Genomic DNA, 16,912 nt, shown 5'->3' on the forward strand with positions numbered 1-16,912 from the left:
GTCACGATCCTGCCAGCACCGCGAGGTTCAGCTGCAGCACGTTCACTCGCGGCTCGCCCAGCACGCCGAGCGTCCGGCCCGAGGTGTGCTCCTCGACCAGCGCGCGCACGGCATCCTCCGAGAGCCCGTTGGCCGCGGCGACCCGGGGCACCTGCAGGTCGGCGTACGCCGCCGAGATGTGGGGGTCGAGGCCGGAGCCGGAGGCCGTGACCGCGTCCGCGGGGACCGCAGAGACGTCCACCCCCTCGCGCTCGGCGACGGCGGCCCGGAGCTCCTCGATCGAGGCGATCAGGTCGGGGCTCTCCGGTCCGAGGTTGGAGCCGTACGTCGAGAGCGTGTCGTAGCCGTCGCCCGCGGCGGAGGGGCGGGGCGAGAACAGCGACTCGTCGGTCACGGCCTGGCCGAGCAGCGCCGAGCCGACCGCCTCGTCGGGGTCGGTGGTGTGCGACCCGTCGGCGGTGACGAGCGACCCGCGGGACTGCCAGGGCGCGGCGACGGCGGCGACGCCGGTGACCAGCAGGGGGTAGGCGACGCCGAGGAGCAGGGTCGCGGCGAGCAGCAGCCGGAGCCCGGCCAGGCTCTGGCGGAACAGTGCGTGGAGGTCCTTCATGATCACAGTCCTGGGATGAGGGAGACGACGAGGTCGAGGAGCTTGATGCCGACGAACGGGGCCACCAGGCCGCCGACGCCGTAGAGCAGGAGGTTGCGGCGAAGCAGGTCGGAGGCCGCGGCGGGTCGGTACTTCACGCCCCGCAGCGCCAGCGGGATCAGCGCGATGATGATGAGCGCGTTGAAGATGACCGCGGAGACGATCGCGGACTCCGGCGAGGAGAGCCGCATGACGTTGAGGACGTCGAGGTCCGGGAACGCGACGACGAACATCGCGGGCAGGATCGCGAAGTACTTCGCGACGTCGTTGGCCACGGAGAACGTCGTGAGCGCGCCGCGCGTGATGAGCAGCTGCTTGCCGATCTCGACGACGTCGATGAGCTTCGTCGGGTCGCTGTCGAGGTCGACCATGTTGCCGGCCTCCTTGGCCGCGGTCGTGCCGGTGTTCATCGCGACCCCGACGTCGGCCTGGGCCAGGGCGGGGGCGTCGTTGGTGCCGTCGCCGCACATGGCGACCATCCGGCCGCCCTGCTGCTCCTTGCGGATCAGCGCCATCTTGTCCTCCGGCGTGGCCTCCGCGAGGAAGTCGTCGACGCCGGCCTCGGCCGCGATCACCCGGGCGGTCACCGCGTTGTCGCCGGTGATCATCACGGTGCGGATGCCCATGGCGCGCAGCTCGTCGAAGCGCTCCCGGATGCCCTCCTTGACGACGTCCTTGAGGTGGATGACGCCGAGGAGCCGGGCCGGGGCCTCGCCGTGCTGCTCCGCGACCACCAGCGGGGTCCCGCCGGTGGCGCTGACCCGGTTGACGAGGTCGTCGATCTCGCCGGACGGCTCGCCGCCCGAGTCGCGCACCCACTGCACCGCGGCCGACGCGGCGCCCTTGCGGACCCGGCGCCCGTCCGCGTCCAGCCCGCTCATCCGGGTCGTGGCGCTGAACTCCACCAGGCGGGCCCCGGCCGGCACCGGCCGGCCCTCCCCGATCAGGGCGACGATGCTGCGCCCCTCGGGCGTCTCGTCGGCCAGCGAGGCGAGCAGCGCCGCGTCGAGGAGGTCCTCGCGGGCCACGCCGGTGACGGCAAGGAGCTCGCTGGCCTGCCGGTTGCCGTAGGTGATGGTGCCGGTCTTGTCGAGGAGGAGTACGTCGACGTCGCCGGCCGCCTCCACGGCCCGGCCCGACATGGCCAGCACGTTGCGGCGTACCAGCCGGTCCATGCCGGCGATGCCGATCGCGGAGAGCAGGGCCCCGATGGTGGTCGGGATCAGGCAGACCAGCAGCGCGGTCAGGACCAGCACCGACTGCCCGGCCGAGCTGTAGTCGGCCACGAAGTAGAGCGAGGTGACGACGGTCAGGAAGACGACGGTCAGCGACGAGAGCAGCACGTTGAGGGCGATCTCGTTGGGGGTGCGCTGCCGCTCGGAGCCCTCGACCAGGGCGATCATCCGGTCCACGAAGGACCGGCCCGGCTCGGAGGTGATCCGGACGACGATCCGGTCCGAGAGGACCACCGTGCCGCCGGTGACCGCGCTCCGGTCGCCGCCGGACTCCCGGATCACCGGTGCGGACTCGCCGGTCACGGCCGACTCGTCGACCGAGGCGACCCCCTCGACGACGTCGCCGTCGCCGGGGATCCGCTCGCCGGCCTCGACGACCACCAGGTCGCCGGCCCGCAGCGCGGTGGACGCCACCTCCTCGAGCGAGCCGTCGGTACGACGGCGGTGCGCCGTCGTCTCCTCCTGGAGGGCCCGGAGGCTGGCCGCCTGGGCCTTGCCCCGACCCTCGGCGACGGACTCGGCGAGGGTGCCGAAGAGCACCGTCAGCCACAGCCACACCGTCACCAGCCAGCCCATCACGCTGGGGTCGAGGACGGACAGGACGGTGGTGAGCACGGCGCCGATCTCGACGACGAGCATCACGGGGGTGGCGACCAGCTCGCGCGGGTCGAGCTTGCGCAGGGCCCCGGGGAGGGCACCGGCGAGGTCGAGGTTCAGGGCACTCATGACAGGGACTCCACGATCGGACCGAGGGCGAGCACCGGGACGTAGGTCAGGCCGACCACGACCAGGGCGACGCCGGTGAGGAGGGCCACGAACAGCGGCCGGTGGGTGGGCAGGGTGCCGGCGCTCGGCGGCAGCGGGCGTTGGCTCGCGAACCGCCCCGCCAGGGCGAGCACGAACAGCATCGGCAGGAACCGCCCGAAGAGCATCAGCAGACCGAGCAGGGTGTTCCAGAACGGCGTGCCGGAGGTCAGGCCGCCGAACGAGCTGCCGTTGTTGTTCGCGGCGGAGGTCACGGCGTACAACGCCTCGGACAGGCCGTGCGGCCCCGTTTCCTGGAGCCCGGCCAGTCCGTCCGAGGCGGTGATCGCGACCGCGATGCCGGCCAGCACCAGGATCGGCGTGGTGAGGACGTAGGCCGAGACCAGGACGATCTCGCGCTGGCCGATCTTCTTGCCGAGGTACTCCGGCGTCCGGCCGACCATCAGGCCGCACAGGAAGACCGTGACGACGGCGAGCATCAGCATGCCGTAGAGCCCGCTCCCGACGCCGCCGGGCGCGATCTCGCCGAGCATCATGTTGAACATCGCGACGCCGCCGCCAGGGGCGGTGAAGGAGTCGTGCATGGAGTTCACCGCGCCGGTCGACGTACCGGTCGTGGCGGCGCCGAACAGCGCGGACGCGGCCTCGCCGAAGCGGGTCTCCTTTCCCTCCATGGCGGCGCCGGCCAGCTGCGGCGCGGTGCCCGGGCCGGCCAGCTCGGCCCAGGTGAGCAGGCCGATGCCGGCCGAGAGCAGGACGCCCATGACCGAGACGACGGCGATGCCCTGGCGGCGGTCCTTGACGATCAGGCCGAAGGCCCAGGCCATCGCGAACGGGACGAGGAGCATCAGGAAGATCTCGAAGAGGTTGGTGAACGGGGTCGGGTTCTCGAACGGGTGGGCGGCGTTGACGTTGTAGAAGCCGCCGCCGTTGGTGCCGAGCTGCTTGATCGCCTCCTGGCTGGCCACCGGGCCGCCGGTGAGCACCTGGGTGGACCCGTCGAGGGTCGTCACGTCGGCGTTGCCGGCGAGGTTCTGCACGACGCCGAGGAGGACCAGCACGAGCGCGGCGAACAGCGAGATCGGGAGCAGCACCCGGAGGACGGTGCGCACCAGGTCGGTGAAGAAGCTGCCGATCCGACCCTCCCCGCCGTGGCGGGCCAGGGCGCGCGCGAACGCCGCGGCGACGGCCATGCCGACGCCGGCGGAGACGAAGTTCTGCACCGTCAGCCCGGACATCTGCATCAGGTGGCCGAGCGCGGCCTCCCCGGAGTACCACTGCCAGTTGGTGTTGGTCACGAAGCTGACGGCCGTGTTCCAGGCGCCGTCCGCAGGCAGCGGGCCGAAGCCGAGGCTCAGCGGCAGGTGCTGCTGGAGCCGGCCGAAGGCGTACAGCGCGAGCACGCCGACGAGCGAGAAGCCGAGCACCGACATCGCGTAGCTGCGCCAGTGCTGGTCGGCGTCCGGGTCGACGCGTAGGACGCGGTACGTCGCCCGCTCGAGGCGCAGGTGCTTCGGCGACGTGTAGACGTGGGCGAGGTAGCGCCCGAGGAAGGGGACGGCGAGCGCCAGCGCGGCGACGAGCACCGCGATCTGGCCGAGGGCGGGGGCCAGGTCGCTCACCGGTCGAGGGCCCGGGTCAGGAGCGCCATCGCGACGAAGGCGAGCAGCGTCAGGGCGAGGTAGAGAAGATCGGTCACGCCCCATTCGTAGGCCCGGTCGGAGCCCCTCGCCGTGCCCCTTGACGGTTCCTTGACGGCCTGGCCGGGCCTCTTGACGGGATCCGGACGGGCGCGGCCGCCGCACCGGTCACCCGTCCGGTGCTGGCCCCGCCTGCCGACACCCGCGAGCAGCCCGTCCCCTGACCTGCGTCGAGTGACATGGATTGGCCCCTGATCCCGGGTCGAGAGGGGCCATCTGGTGGCACTCGACGATCAGCGGGGCACCCGCACCAGCAGCCGGCCGTGGATGCACTCCATCCGCAGCTCGCGGCCGAGTCCGATCGAGTCGCCGTCGAGCTGGCGGGGCGTGTCGGACGCGGCCCGGACGTGCACCGTCGCGCCGGTCATCCGGTTGATGGTGTCGTCGGTGCGCGAGCGCTTCGCGAGCACCCGGAAGGCGAGCGGCACCCAGGAGAGGAACCGCTGGGGGTGCAGCAGCACCACGTCGAGCTGGCCGTCGTCGATCGCGGCGTCGGGCAGCAGCGGCATGCCGGCCTGCAGCGAGCCGACGTTGCCGACCACCACGGTGCGGGCCCGGTGCTTGGTGAACGGCGCGCCGTCGACCGAGACCTCGACCCGGACGGCGGGGAACATCAACGCCTTGAGACCCGAGAGGACGTAGGCCATCCAGCCGACCCGCTTCTTCAGGTCCTCGTTGACGCCCTCCATGATCGCGGCGTCGAAGCCCATGCCGGCCATCACCATGAAGTGCGTGGTCTCGAAGCCGTCGCCGCTGACCTTGACCAGATCGATGGCCCGGTCCTGGCCGTGCAGGCCGATGTCGATGGCCGAGCGCAGGTAGAGCGGGATGTCGAGGTTGCGGGCGAGCAGGTTGCCGGTGCCGGCGGGGATGATGCCCACCGGGATGCCGGTGCCGGCGAGCTCGGAGCACACCTCGCGCACCGTGCCGTCGCCGCCGCAGACCAGCACCAGGTCGGCGCCGGCGACCGCGGCCGCCTCGGCCATCCCCGTGCCGGGGTCCTCGATGGTGGTGAGGTGCCAGGTCGGCTCGTTCCAGCCGGCCTCGGCCGCCATCGTGGACACGACGGACTGGAAGGCGCCGACGTCCTCGACCTTGATCGGGTTGAGGATGACCGCCAGCTGGCGGGTGGAGCTGAACACCTCGGGGAGCGGCTCGATGCTCATCGCGATGCTCCTCGGCAGCGGGCTGTAGACCGCCAGGCCCAGGAGTACGGTGCCGGCCCCGAGCAGCACCCCGCCGACGACGTCGGAGGGGTAGTGCCGCCCGAGCAGGACCCGGTCGAGACAGGCCAGGGCCGTGGCCAGCACGCCGGCGACGTACACGACCCGGCGCACGCTCGAGCGGCGTACCAGCATCAGCACCAGCACGCACAGCACCCCGGCCAGCGCGGCGGTCATGGAGGCGTGGCCGGAGGGGAAGGACCGGCTGGTCAGCAGGTGCGTCGGGTCCTGCCACTCGGGCCGGTCCCGGCCGAACCCGACCTTGACCAGGTGCGTGACGACGCGGGTCACCACGAGCACACCGAGGGCGTACGCCGCCGCCCGCCGGTGGCCCTTCAGCACCATCGCGAGGGTGATGACGGCCGCGATCAGGAGCATGCCGAGGTCGCCGAAGGCCAGCTCGACCCCGCGCAGCAGGTGCCGCAGCCAGCCCTCGTCGGTCGCCCAGGCGGAGGCCGGGTCGCCGCGGTCGTCGACCCGGACGAGCGGTCCCCAGTCCTGGCTGACGGCCAGGGCGATCCCCGCGAAGGCGAGGTAGCACAGGACGGCCCAGCTCAGGAGCACGACTCGGGGACGATCCAGCACCGGGCAAGTATGACCAAGGGACCGTTACTCGCGTGAAGCGCGGGAGGCCACCCCGATAGCCTGGCGACATGATCGACCCCCGCATCCTCCGAGAAGACCCCGACCGCGTGCGCGCCGCCCAGGCCAAGCGCGGACTGTCCGACGAGGTAGTCGACCGCGCCCTGTCCGCCGACACCGCGCGCCGCCGCGCGATCGGCGACTACGAGGCCAAGCGGGCCGAGCAGAAGCAGCTCGGGAAGCTGATCCCGCAGGCCCAGGGCGAGGAGAAGCAGGCCCTGCTCGCCCAGACCAAGACCCTCGCCGCCGAGGTCAAGGCCGCCGAGGCCGCCCAGGCCGCCGCCGACGAGGCGTGGAACGACGCGCTGCTCTCGATGCCGAACCTCGCCTCCGACGAGACCCCGACCGGCGGCGAGGACGACTTCGTGGTCCTCGAGACGGTGGGCACGCCCCGCGACTTCGCCGCCGACGGCTTCGAGCCGCGCGACCACATCGAGCTCGGCAAGATCCTGGGCGCGATCGACATCGAGCGGGGCGCCAAGGTCTCGGGCAGCCGCTTCTACTTCCTCACCGGCGTCGGCGCCCAGCTGGAGTTCGCGCTCATCAACCTGGCGATGGAGCTGGCCCGCAACGCCGGCTTCACCCAGGTGATCGCGCCAGCCCTGGTGCGCCCGCGGGCCATGGACGGCACCGGCTTCCTCGGCCAGGCCGCCGACGACGTCTACAAGATCGAGGGCGACGACCTCTACCTGGTCGGCACGGCCGAGGTGCCGATGGCGGCGTACCACTCCGACGAGATCCTCGACGGCGCCTCGCTGCCGCTGCGCTACGCCGCGTTCAGCCCGTGCTTCCGCAAGGAGGCGGGCTCGCACGGCAAGGACACCAAGGGCATCATCCGGGTGCACTGGTTCGACAAGGTCGAGATGTTCGTCTACACGACCACCGAGGACTCGTACGCCGAGCACCAGCGGCTGCTGGGCTGGGAGAAGGAGTTCCTCGACAAGCTGGAGCTGGCCTACCGGGTGATCGACGTGGCGGCCGGCGACCTCGGCCTGTCCGCGATCCGCAAGTTCGACTGCGAGGCGTGGATCCCCACTCAGGGCAAGTACCGCGAGCTCACCTCGACCTCGAACTGCACCGAGTTCCAGACCCGCCGCCTGGACACCCGGGCCCGCTTCGACGGCACCACCAAGCCGATCTCGACGCTCAACGGCACGCTGTGCGCGATGACCCGCACTATCGTGGCGATCCTGGAGACCCACCAGCAGGCCGACGGCTCGGTCCGCGTGCCCGAGGCGCTGCGGCCGCACCTGGGCGGCCTCGAGGTGCTGAAGCCGGTGGGAGGTCTCGGTGGCTGAGGCCGTGCAGCAACCGTCCCTCGACCCGGCCTGGACCCCCCGGCTGGTTGCGCTCGACATCGACGGCACCCTGCTGAAGTGGATCGAGGGAGCCGGCGCGACCCACGAGGAGATCTCCCCGGCGGTGTACGACGCCGTGCACCGCGCGCTCGGTGCCGGCGCCCACGTGGTCCTGGCCAGCGGCCGGTCCCCGCACGGGATGACCGGCATCGCCGACCTGCTCGACCTGCACGGGGAGGAGCGCGACCGGCTCTGGATCGTGGCGTCCAACGGCGCCGTGGTGCTGCGCTACCCGCCGTTCGAGGTGGTCCACGAGGAGACCTTCGACGCCGGCCCGGCGGTCAAGGCGATCCTCGAGCGGCACCCGAGCGCCCTGGTCGCGGTCGAGGAGCGCGGGGTCGGCTACCGCGTCAGCTCGCACTTCCCCGACGGCGAGCTCTCGGGCGACATGATCGTCACCGACGTCGAGGACCTGGTCGCCGGACCGGTCAGCCGCGTGATCATCCGCGACCCCGAGTCCACCGTCGACGAGTTCGTCGCGCTCGCCGAGGATCTCGGCCTGCACGGCACCAACTACGTCGTCGGCTGGACCGCGTGGCTCGACCTCGCGCCGGTCGGGGTCTCCAAGGCGTCGGGGCTCGAGCACGTCTGCCGGGAGCTCGGGCTGAGCGCCGACGACGTACTGGCCATCGGCGACGGCCGCAACGACATCGAGATGCTCCAGTGGGCGCGCCGCGGGGTGGCCATGGGCCAGGCCATCCAGGTCGTCATCGACGTCGCCGACGACGTCACCGGGAGCGTGTACGACGACGGCGCCGCGACCGAGATCAACCGATGGTTCTCCCAGCCGTAGTCGTCACCGAGCGGCTGCGACTGCCGCTGTGGACCGCCGACGACGTCGCCGCGCTGCGGGCCGGCGTACGACGTCCCGGGTGGCACGCCGACTTCCCGCGCCGAGACGACCTCGACGCGGTGACGCTGTGGCGCGACGGCGACCCGTGGGGCCCGCGCAGCATCGTCCGCGGCAGCACCGTGCTCGGCTCGATCGGGTTCTTCGGCCCGGCGGAGGAGGCTGCCGACGGGGTCGAGGAGGCCGAGGTCGGCTACGGCCTGGTCGCCGAGGCCCGCGGCTGGGGCTTCGCGACCGAGGCGCTGCTCGGCCTGCTCGCCGGCACCGACGCCGCAGGGGTCCGGGTCCGGGCCAGCGTGCGCCCCGACAACACCGCCAGCATCCGGGTGCTCGCGACGTGCCGGTTCACCGAGCTGCGCGGGGCCGACGAGGAGGGCCAGCTCGTGATGGCCCGCCCGGTGCGAGACGGTGCCTGAGGTGCGAGCCGCGAGGCCCCGCCTGGTCGCCACCGACCTGGACGGCACCCTGGTCCGCTCCGACGGCACCGTGTCCGCCTACACCCGCGAGGTGCTCCTCGCGCTCGACCGCCGCGACGTCCCGGTGGTCTTCGTGACCGGCCGGCCGCTGCGCTGGGCCGCCGAGGTCTTCGAGCACGTCGGCAGCCACGGCCTGGCGATCGTCTCCAACGGCGCGCTGGTCTGGGACGTCGCCGGGGAGCGGGTCGACCTGGAGCGGCCGATCGAGCCGGAGCTCGGCCTGGCGGTCTGCCGGGCGCTGCGCGAGGCGGTCCCCGGGACGTCGTACGCCGTCGAGAGCCTGCGGGGGATCGGCCTCGAGCCGGGTTACCTGGAGCGCTACCCGATGCCGGACGGCACCCGTCGCGCGCCGATCGAGGAGCTGTTCGACGGGCCGGCGCTGAAGCTGTTGGCCCGGCACGAGGACCTCGCGCCGCAGGAGTTCTGGGACCTCGCGGAGGTCGCGACCGAGGGCCGGCTGGTGATCACCTGGTCCTCGACGTCGTCGCTGCTGGAGATCAGCGCGCCCGGCGTCACCAAGGCCTCCACGCTCGCGCTGCTGTGCGCGCGTCTGGGCGTCGAGGCGCGCGACGTGGTGGCGTTCGGGGACATGCCGAACGACCTCCCGATGCTCACCTGGGCGGGCACGTCGTACGCCATGGCCGACGCGCACCACACGGTCACCGAGGTGGCCGACCGGGTGGCGCCCGGCCATGACGAGGACGGCGTGGCCCGGGTCCTGGCTGGTGTCTTCGGGCTGTGACCTGGTTGCATGAGCGCGTGTCGTTCCCGCCGCTGACGCTGTTGCGCCGTCCCGTGGGCCCCCTCCTGGGTCGCCTGCTGGTGGTGGCGCTGCTGTCGAGCGCGCTGGTCTGGGTGGTGCCGTCGTCCGCCTCGGCCGCCTGCAGCTGCACCACCGCCGACATCCGCTCCGACACCGAACGGCTGGCCCGCACCGCCAACCACGTCTTCACCGGCACGGTCACCGCCTCCACGGCCGAGCGGCGCGTCGACGGCGTCCGCGGGGCGATCTACACCCACGACGTGACCGTCGACCTGATCTACAAGGGCGACCTGCGCGAGCAGACCGTCCAGGTGCAGACGCTCCGAGGCGCCGACTGCGACCTCGGCCGGCTCACCGACGGGGTGCGCTACGCCTTCTTCGTCGAGGCCGCCGAGGAGACCCTCGCCGCCGCCGGCTGCGGCGGCACCCAGCCTGCCCGCCCCAAGCTGACCGTCGAGCTGGAGAGCCTGTTCGGCGCCGGCGAGCCGCCGCAGGCCGACGTGCCCGCCGAGACGGCGAGCATCGAGCCGGTCCCCGGCGTCGAGGACCCGATGACCTTCACCCGCGCCGCCGCCCCCGGTGCCGCGATGGTGCTCGTCGGGCTGCTCGGGCTGGTCGTCGTACGTCGGTGGGCGCGGCGGGGCTGACGGGCCTGGGGCGCGGTGAGTTTCTCCGCCTGGGCGGAGGAACTCACGCCTGTGTCGTGAAGCATCTCGACACAGGCGCGAGTTTCTCGACGTCGCTGTGATGCCCGGGGCGCTTGGGGCCTCGTGGCCGGGCGACCAGGCCGGGAGCGGTGAGTTTCTCCGCCTGGGCGGAGAAACTCACGCCTGTGTCGTGAAACATCTCGACACCAGCGCGAGTTCCTCGACAACGCCAGAGACGCCAGAGGCGCCTGAGACAGCCGGCAAGCGCCGGACCAGCGGGCGCCGACGGTCCGCGCTAGAGGTACATGCCCCCGGGGTCACCGGGCCGGTGGGACTGGTCCTCGGCGGGAGCCGGCTGGCCGGGCGCGCCCGGCTGGGGGGTCATCATGCCCTGGGGCAGGGCCTTGCGGATCTGCTCGAACTGGGCCTGGGCGGCCATCTGCTGGGCGTAGATCGCGGTCTGGATGCCGTGGAAGAGCCCTTCGAGCCAGCCGACCAGCTGGGCCTGGGCGATCCGCAGCTCGCCCTCCGAGGGCGTGGTCTCCTCGCTGAAGGGCAGCGCGAGTCGGTTGAGCTCCTCGACCAGCTCGGGCGCGAGGCCCTCCTCCAGCTCGTGGATGGAGGCCTGGTGGATCTCCTTGAGGCGGTTGCGGCTGGCCTCGTCGAGCGGCGCGGCCTTCACCTCCTCGAGCAGCTGGCGGATCATGCTGCCGATCCGCATCACCTTGGCCGGCTGCTCGACCAGGTCGGTGACGGCGCGCTCGCCGGCGCGACGCTCGTCGGTCGGCGCCAGCGCGGACGCGGGTACGGCGCCCACCGGCTGACCGTCGGGACCGATCACGACGACCTGCTCCTGCTGCTCACTCATGCTCTCGACCCTACCCAGCCTCGGTGGAGCGTCAGAGGGTGAGCAGGATCTTGCCGGTGTGCTCGCCCGACTCCATCAGGGCGTGCGCCTCGGCGACCTGCTCCAGCGGCAGGGTGCCGTGCACGATCGGCTGCACGAGCCCCTCGGCGACCAGCGGCCACACGTGCTCGACGACCGAGGCGCAGATGGCGGACTTCTCCTCGCTCGGTCGCGAGCGCAGGGTGGTCGCGACGACGGCGCCGCGCTTGCGCAGCAGCGCGTTGATGTCGAGCTCGGCCTTGGTGCCGCCCTGCATGCCGATGATGACGAGCCGGCCCTCGGTGGCGAGCGTGGCGACGTTGCGACCGAGGTACTTGGCGCCCATGTTGTCGAGGATCACGTCGGCCCCGTGCCCGTCGGTGCGCTCCTTGACGACCTCGACGAAGTCCTCGTCGCGGTAGTTGATCGTGACGTCGGCCCCCAGCGCCGTACACACCTCGAGCTTCTCGGGCGTGCCCCCGGTCGTCAGCACGAACGCGCCCAGCCGGTGCGCGAGCTGGATCGCGAAGGTGCCGATGCCGCCGGCGCCGCCGTGCACCAGCAGCCGCTCCTGGGGCTGCAGCCCCGCGACCATGAAGACGTTGGACCAGACGGTCGCCGCGACCTCGGGCAGCGCCGCCGCGGTCACCAGGTCGACGCCGTCCGGCACTGGCATCACCTGGCCGGCGGGTACGGCGACCAGCGCGGCGTAGCCGCCCCCGGCGAGCAGCGCGCACACCTCGTCGCCGACCTGCCAGTCGTCGACGCCCTCGCCGACGGCGGCGATCGTGCCGCTGCACTCCATGCCGATCACGTCAGAGGCGCCCGGCGGCGGCGGGTAGAAGCCCTGCCGCTGCAGCAGGTCGGCGCGGTTCAGGCCCGCGGCCACGACCGCGATGACCACCTCGCCGGGACCGGCCTCGACATCGGGCACCTCGGCGACCGACAGGACCTCGGGACCGCCGGTCTGGTTCGCAACGACTGCACGCATGCGCCTCAGCCTACGGAGGCCGAGGGGCTAGCCCTCGAAGCGCTCCCCGGAATGGTCGACGCCGGTGTCGTCGGGAACCTCGTCGGTCACGTCGTCCGGGTCCGGCGCCCCGGCCGGCCGCTCCCAGCCCTCGGCGAGGGCCTGCGCCCGGGCCGCCAGCTTCTCGACGAGCGCGGGCTTGGCGCCCTGGGCTCCGGCCGCCAGGCCGAGGAGGTACGCCGTGACCGGTGCCGCCGGGCGCTCGACGGCATGGGCGACCACCCGGGCGAGATCGAGGACGAGACCCTCGTCGATCTCGACCTCCGGGTCGAGGTCGAGGACGTCGCTCAGCTCGTCGATCCAGTCGTGGAGGTTCACGACCCCAGATTCGCGCGACGAGGGTCGGGCCGCAAGTCCTCAGAGGTCGCGCAGGTCGAGCCAGGTGTCGACGTCGCGGTGCTCGTCCCCGGTGGCGGCGACATCGGCGAGGTCGAGCGACTGGAGCAGCCGGCGTACCGCCATGCCGTGCTGCCCCTCGAGGTCGGGTCGTACGTCGGCCAGCCGGTCGGCGTCCAGGACGAGAGCCAGCTGGCGCCGTCCGTCCGGCCCGACCAGGGCCGCCCCGTCCCGGCCGACGGCCGCCTCGTGCAGCCGGCGGAAGGTCAGCGCCGTCACGCGCGGCATGTCCACGGCGAGCACGCCGACGGTCCGCGGGGACCGCAGCAGCGCGTCGACGCCGGTGAGCAGCGCGGCCACGGGTCCGCCGTACCGCGGGCTCTCCCGGCAGAAGGTCACCGGCCGCTCCGTCGGCACCGGCTCGCCCACGACCACGACCTCGGCGGCGTCCACCAGGGCGTCGAGCGCGTGGGTGAGCAGGGTCCGGCCGTCCAGCTCGATCGAGGCCTTGTCGGCGCCGTCGAGCCGCGCGGCTGTGCCGCCGGCGAGCACCACCGCGCAGAAACCGAACGGTCCGAGGTCCTCCATGCCAGCCAGCGTGCCACGCTGGTCCCGTGCGCATCGCCCTGGTCCAGGAGCCCGCCGGCCTCGAGCCGGAGACCAACCGTGCCCGGCTGCGCGAGCTGACGCCGGACGGTGCGGACCTGGTCGTCTTCCCCGAGGCGTTCGCCCGCGACTTCGGCGAGGCCGGCTCCGACGTCAGTCCGTACGCCGAGGCCGCCGACGGCCCGTTCGCGACCGCGGTCGCCGAGACCGCCGCCGCGCACGCGACGACGGTGGTCGCGGGCATGTTCGAGGCCGGCTCGGACCCCGAGCGGCCCTACAACACGCTCGTGGTCCGGGGTGCGGCCACGGCGGCCTATCGCAAGGTGCACCTCTACGACTCCTTCGGCTACCGCGAGTCCGACCGGCTCAGCGCCGGCCCGGTCGCGCCCGTCGTGGTCGAGATCGCCGGGATGGGGGTCGGGCTGATGACCTGCTACGACCTGCGCTTCCCCGAGCTGGCCCGGGCGCTGGTCGACGCCGGCGCCGAGGTCCTGGTCCTCCCCGCCGCCTGGGTCGCCGGCGAGCGCAAGGTCGACCACTGGCGCACCCTGGTCCGGGCCCGCGCGATCGAGAACACCGTGTACGTCGCCGCCGCGGGCCAGCCCGGCCCGCGCTACAGCGGTCACTCGCTGGTCGTCGACCCGCTCGGCGACGTGCTCGCGGAGGCCGGCGACGGGCCGGAGATCCTGACGGCCGACCTGGACGCGGAGACGCTCGCGGCGGCCCGGCGTACCAACCCCTCGCTCGCGAACCGCCGTCTGTAATCTTCCACGACGTGCCTTCCGCTGCCCCTCGTCGTCGCGCCGAGCGCCCGACTCGGGCGCGCCGGTCCGCGAGCAGGCCCCCCACCCGGCCCCGCAGCGGGCCGGCCCCCGGACCGGGGGCCCAGCCCGGGCCGGGGCCGGGCGTGCGCGGGCGGCTGACCCGGATCGGGGAGTCCCGGGTGCCGATCCTCGGGTGGGCGGTCGCGGTCCTCGCCGGCGTCGGCTGCCTGGTCGCCGCGATGGTGCCGGTCGGCCCGGACGTGCTGGCCGGCGTCGGCTCGGTCACGGTCACCGGCGCGTTCACCTGGGCGCTCGCGGCTCGCACCGGAGGCCGGCCGATCCTCTTCGGCACGCTCGCCGTGGCCTGTGGCGTCGCCGTACTCGTCCTCGACGAGGAGTCGCTGCGCACCGGCGCGGCGGTGATGAGCTGCGTGATCAGCGGCGTCCTGGGGGTGGTCGCGACGATCCCGGCCAAGCGCTTCCTCGACTCGGCCCGTGAGTGCGTGGTCGCCATCGGGATCGCGGCGATCGGCGCGCTCGCGACGGCCGGCTTCGAGCCCACCATCGACCTGCTGCGGTTCGAGTACGTCACCCTGGTGCTCGTGCTCGGCGGCTGTTTCGGGGTGGTCTACCGGCTCGGCGCGGGCTTCCACGGTCTCGGGCGCCGCGGCATCGCGACGGTGCTGATCGGTGCCGTCGTCCTCGCGATCACCCTCGCGTACGCCGAGCTGCTGCGCCGCTACGGAACCCCCGGGCTCGTGGACAACCTGCTCGACGGGGTGCGCTGGAGCCGGGAGAACCTCGGCGCCTTCCCGCGGCCCATCGAGACCGTGCTCGGCGTCCCGGCGCTCGTCTGGGGCACCCACATGCGCGCCCGGCGTCGCCAGGGCTGGTGGGTCTGCGCCTTCGGTGCCGCCGCGACCGCCCCGGTCGCCAACTCGCTGATGAACCCCGCGATCGCGCTCTCCGAGGTCGTGCTGTCCGTGACCTACGGCCTCGTCGTCGGCCTGGTGATCGGGTACGTCGTCGTCCGCGTCGACCTGATGCTCACCGGCCCCCGCGGGAGCCGGGCGCGGCGGGCCGAGGAGGAGGCCGCCGCGCGTCCGGAGCCGTCGCGGACCAGCGCGCTGCTCTGAGCCCGGGACCCTGGTTCTGCCCTACCTCGGGGTAACGACTAGGTTCGCGACATGGCCCGCGAACAGCTCACCGAGATCGTCGCCGAGATGGTCGCCAACGTGATGAGCGTGGCGGTCGAGGCGGGGGACGCCGTCGCCGTCGGCGACACCGTGGCGCTCCTGGAGTCGATGAAGATGGAGATCCCGGTGCTCGCCGAGGTCGCCGGCTCCGTGCGTGCGGTGAAGGTCACGCCCGGCGACGTCGTCCAGGAGGGCGACGTGCTGGTGGAGCTCGTCGTCTCCTAGGGACTCTCAGCCCGCCACCAGCTCCCACGGCACCTCGGGAAGCGGAGTGCCGCCCGGGCGGCGCGGCTCGGGCAGCAGGCAGCCGGTGATCCACCGGCTCGAGGTGGAGAGGACGACTCGGCCCTCGTCGTTGGCCAGGACGGCGTCGTGGTCGCCGAGCCGCCCGAGCACCAGCGACTCGAAGCGGGTGACGGGGACGTCCGCGCCGGCGACGCCGAGGAACCGCCCGTCGACCGTCATCGGCATGGTGAACGTGAGCATGTAGCCGTCGGTGCCGTGCACGTCGACGTACGGGCCGACCACGTGGCGGGCGTGGGTACGCCGGGGCACCGCGAACCAGTCCGCCGCCGCGTAGTCGTAGAACCCGACGCTGTCGGGGTGCAGGTCGACCTCCAGTGCGACCGGCTCCTCGCGTCCGGAGGCCGAGTGCCACCACTCCAGCCGCAGCGGGTGACTGGCCAGCGTGCCGGGCTCGAGAATGACGCCTAGCCCGACCGCCACCTCGCCGGGCGAGCCGAGCAGGTCCACGAGGGCGGGGGCGAGGCCGTGCACGTCCTCGTCGGCGAGCCGTCGGCGCGCGGCGGCGACCTCGGCGAAGCGGGCCAGGGTCGTGCGGCGTACCTCGGCGACGGTGGCGAAGATGCCCTCGATCGCCTCGCCGATCACGGCAGCGGGTTCGCGGGTCCTCGGGATGCTCATCCGTCGCTCCTCAGCTCGCGCTCGACCGGCTCGTCGCGATGTGGTCCTCGACCAGGCGCCGGGTGTCCGCAACGACCTGGGCCTCGGTGAGCTCCCGGGCCAGGTCGGCCCGATGCCCGGCCACGGCGTCGACCACCGCGGCCCGCTCCGCGGCCACCGCGCCGGCGGCCCGGTCCGACCGGAGCCGCCAGCTGACCTGCGCGAGGTCGAACTGGAGGTCGATCTCCAGCCGGGTCAGGCGGGCTGACTGCGCGGCCGCCGCCACCTCGATGTAGTAGCGGCCGTCGAGCCGGTGCAGCTCGGTGGCGTCGCGCGCGTCCGCCATCCGCGCGACCAGCTCGCGCAGCCGGGCCAGCTCGGTGCGCGAGGCGCGCTCGGCCGCCAGTCGGGCCGCCGAGCCGGCCGCCATCGCGTGCATGTCGCCGAGCTCGCGCAGGTCGCTGGTGCCGACCTCGGCGAGCCGGTCCCGGGACAGCTCGGCCAGCGCGGCCGGCGACATCCGGACGAAGCTGCCGCCGCCCCGTCCCCGCCGGGTCTCCACCAGACCCCGCGCGCGCAGCTCGGCCAGCGCCTCCCGCAAGGTCACCGTCGAGACGTTGAGCGCCGCTGCGAGGTGCGCTTCCGACGGCAGCTGCTCGCCGTTCTCGATCAGGCCGAGGGCGATGGCGCTGCCGAGCCGGCGCGCCACGGCCTCGCTCCGGCCGCCGCCGTCCAGGGGCGTGAGCAGCGCACTGCGGGCGTCGCCGGACAGCAGTCGCACGGCGTCGTCCTCCTCGCGCTCGGCGGCCTTCCCACCCCAGGATCGGGGTTGCCAGTAAACCTTCAATCTCATAGGTTTGCATCCCTCACGGTGTGATCTGGC

18 protein-coding genes are annotated in these 16,912 nt (G+C 73.1%); 8 read left to right on the forward strand and 10 right to left on the reverse strand.

Going from position 1 to position 16,912, the window contains the following annotated elements; genetic code table 11:
- Window position 1: 1 nt before the first annotated feature.
- From kdpC to MUB56_RS04955, 4 genes are all read right to left on the reverse strand, one after another.
- A complete protein-coding gene (kdpC, locus tag MUB56_RS04940; protein WP_244930794.1) occupies window positions 2–610 on the reverse strand; it encodes a potassium-transporting ATPase subunit KdpC in 609 nt (202 codons plus the stop codon).
- A 2-nt stretch (window positions 611–612) separates the two neighbouring features.
- Window positions 613–2,610, reverse strand: a complete 1,998-nt coding sequence (gene kdpB / locus MUB56_RS04945; protein ID WP_244930795.1) for a potassium-transporting ATPase subunit KdpB — start codon at window positions 2,608–2,610, stop codon at window positions 613–615.
- Window positions 2,607–4,271, reverse strand: a complete 1,665-nt coding sequence (kdpA, locus tag MUB56_RS04950; protein ID WP_244930796.1) for a potassium-transporting ATPase subunit KdpA — start codon at window positions 4,269–4,271, stop codon at window positions 2,607–2,609. The genes kdpB and kdpA overlap by 4 nt, the downstream gene beginning before the upstream one ends.
- 311 nt (window positions 4,272–4,582) lie before the next feature.
- Window positions 4,583–6,157 carry a diacylglycerol kinase family protein gene (locus MUB56_RS04955; RefSeq protein ID WP_244930797.1) on the reverse strand — a complete coding sequence of 525 codons (1,575 nt, stop codon included), beginning with the start codon at window positions 6,155–6,157 and terminating at the stop codon, window positions 4,583–4,585.
- 68 nt (window positions 6,158–6,225) lie between these two features.
- Here MUB56_RS04955 and serS point away from each other — a divergent pair, with 68 nt between their 5' ends.
- Genes serS through MUB56_RS04980 form a run of 5 tightly spaced genes read left to right on the forward strand, consistent with a single transcriptional unit; the run spans window position 6,226 to window position 10,308 of the window.
- Window positions 6,226–7,512, forward strand: a complete 1,287-nt coding sequence (gene serS / locus MUB56_RS04960; RefSeq protein WP_244930798.1) for a serine--tRNA ligase — start codon at window positions 6,226–6,228, stop codon at window positions 7,510–7,512.
- On the forward strand, window positions 7,505–8,365 hold the full coding sequence (locus MUB56_RS04965; protein ID WP_244930799.1) for an HAD family hydrolase: 861 nt from the start codon (window positions 7,505–7,507) through the stop codon (window positions 8,363–8,365). Before serS ends, MUB56_RS04965 begins: the two co-directional genes overlap by 8 nt.
- Window positions 8,347–8,838, forward strand: coding sequence for a GNAT family N-acetyltransferase (locus MUB56_RS04970; RefSeq protein WP_244930800.1), 492 nt, complete (start codon window positions 8,347–8,349; stop codon window positions 8,836–8,838). Before MUB56_RS04965 ends, MUB56_RS04970 begins: the two co-directional genes overlap by 19 nt.
- A 1-nt stretch (window position 8,839) precedes the next feature.
- Complete coding sequence (locus MUB56_RS04975; RefSeq protein ID WP_244930801.1) at window positions 8,840–9,640, forward strand: HAD family hydrolase; 801 nt, start codon at window positions 8,840–8,842, stop codon at window positions 9,638–9,640.
- 17 nt (window positions 9,641–9,657) lie between these two features.
- Window positions 9,658–10,308: a hypothetical protein gene (locus tag MUB56_RS04980; RefSeq protein WP_244930802.1), complete on the forward strand. Its 651-nt coding sequence runs from the start codon at window positions 9,658–9,660 to the stop codon at window positions 10,306–10,308.
- Window positions 10,309–10,603: 295 nt separating this feature from the next.
- On the opposite strand, the gene MUB56_RS04985 is transcribed toward MUB56_RS04980, so the two are convergent.
- From MUB56_RS04985 to MUB56_RS05000, 4 genes are read right to left on the reverse strand one after another with little or no spacing between them, the layout of a single operon-like run.
- Window positions 10,604–11,176: a bacterial proteasome activator family protein gene (locus MUB56_RS04985; protein ID WP_244930803.1), complete on the reverse strand. Its 573-nt coding sequence runs from the start codon at window positions 11,174–11,176 to the stop codon at window positions 10,604–10,606.
- A 31-nt stretch (window positions 11,177–11,207) separates the two neighbouring features.
- Window positions 11,208–12,185 (reverse strand): NAD(P)H-quinone oxidoreductase, encoded by a 978-nt coding sequence (locus tag MUB56_RS04990; protein WP_244930804.1) that lies wholly within the window; start codon window positions 12,183–12,185, stop codon window positions 11,208–11,210.
- A 27-nt stretch (window positions 12,186–12,212) separates the two neighbouring features.
- Entirely contained in the window at window positions 12,213–12,542 is a 330-nt protein-coding gene (locus tag MUB56_RS04995; protein WP_244930805.1) for a DUF6457 domain-containing protein, read from the reverse strand.
- Window positions 12,543–12,581: 39 nt separating this feature from the next.
- Window positions 12,582–13,148 (reverse strand): NTP transferase domain-containing protein, encoded by a 567-nt coding sequence (locus tag MUB56_RS05000; RefSeq protein ID WP_244930806.1) that lies wholly within the window; start codon window positions 13,146–13,148, stop codon window positions 12,582–12,584.
- Window positions 13,149–13,174: 26 nt separating this feature from the next.
- On the opposite strand from MUB56_RS05000, the gene MUB56_RS05005 reads away from it, so the two are divergent.
- The 3 genes from MUB56_RS05005 to MUB56_RS05015 all read left to right on the forward strand — a co-directional run bounded on the left by MUB56_RS05005 (window position 13,175) and on the right by MUB56_RS05015 (window position 15,351).
- Entirely contained in the window at window positions 13,175–13,930 is a 756-nt protein-coding gene (locus tag MUB56_RS05005; protein WP_244930807.1) for a carbon-nitrogen hydrolase family protein, read from the forward strand.
- Window positions 13,931–14,073: 143 nt separating this feature from the next.
- Window positions 14,074–15,066 (forward strand): hypothetical protein, encoded by a 993-nt coding sequence (locus MUB56_RS05010; RefSeq protein WP_244930808.1) that lies wholly within the window; start codon window positions 14,074–14,076, stop codon window positions 15,064–15,066.
- Between the two features lie 51 nt (window positions 15,067–15,117).
- Window positions 15,118–15,351: a biotin/lipoyl-binding carrier protein gene (locus MUB56_RS05015; RefSeq protein ID WP_244930809.1), complete on the forward strand. Its 234-nt coding sequence runs from the start codon at window positions 15,118–15,120 to the stop codon at window positions 15,349–15,351.
- A gap of 6 nt (window positions 15,352–15,357) precedes the next feature.
- On the opposite strand, the gene MUB56_RS05020 is transcribed toward MUB56_RS05015, so the two are convergent.
- Together MUB56_RS05020 and MUB56_RS05025 are read right to left on the reverse strand one after the other, a co-directional pair.
- Window positions 15,358–16,050, reverse strand: coding sequence for a cache domain-containing protein (locus MUB56_RS05020; RefSeq protein WP_244930810.1), 693 nt, complete (start codon window positions 16,048–16,050; stop codon window positions 15,358–15,360).
- Window positions 16,051–16,060: 10 nt separating this feature from the next.
- Window positions 16,061–16,882 (reverse strand): GntR family transcriptional regulator, encoded by an 822-nt coding sequence (locus MUB56_RS05025; protein ID WP_244930811.1) that lies wholly within the window; start codon window positions 16,880–16,882, stop codon window positions 16,061–16,063.
- Between the last annotated feature and the right edge of the window lie 30 nt (window positions 16,883–16,912).

The organism is Nocardioides sp. W7, assembly GCF_022919075.1.
In the GTDB taxonomy this organism is placed as follows: domain Bacteria; phylum Actinomycetota; class Actinomycetes; order Propionibacteriales; family Nocardioidaceae; genus Nocardioides.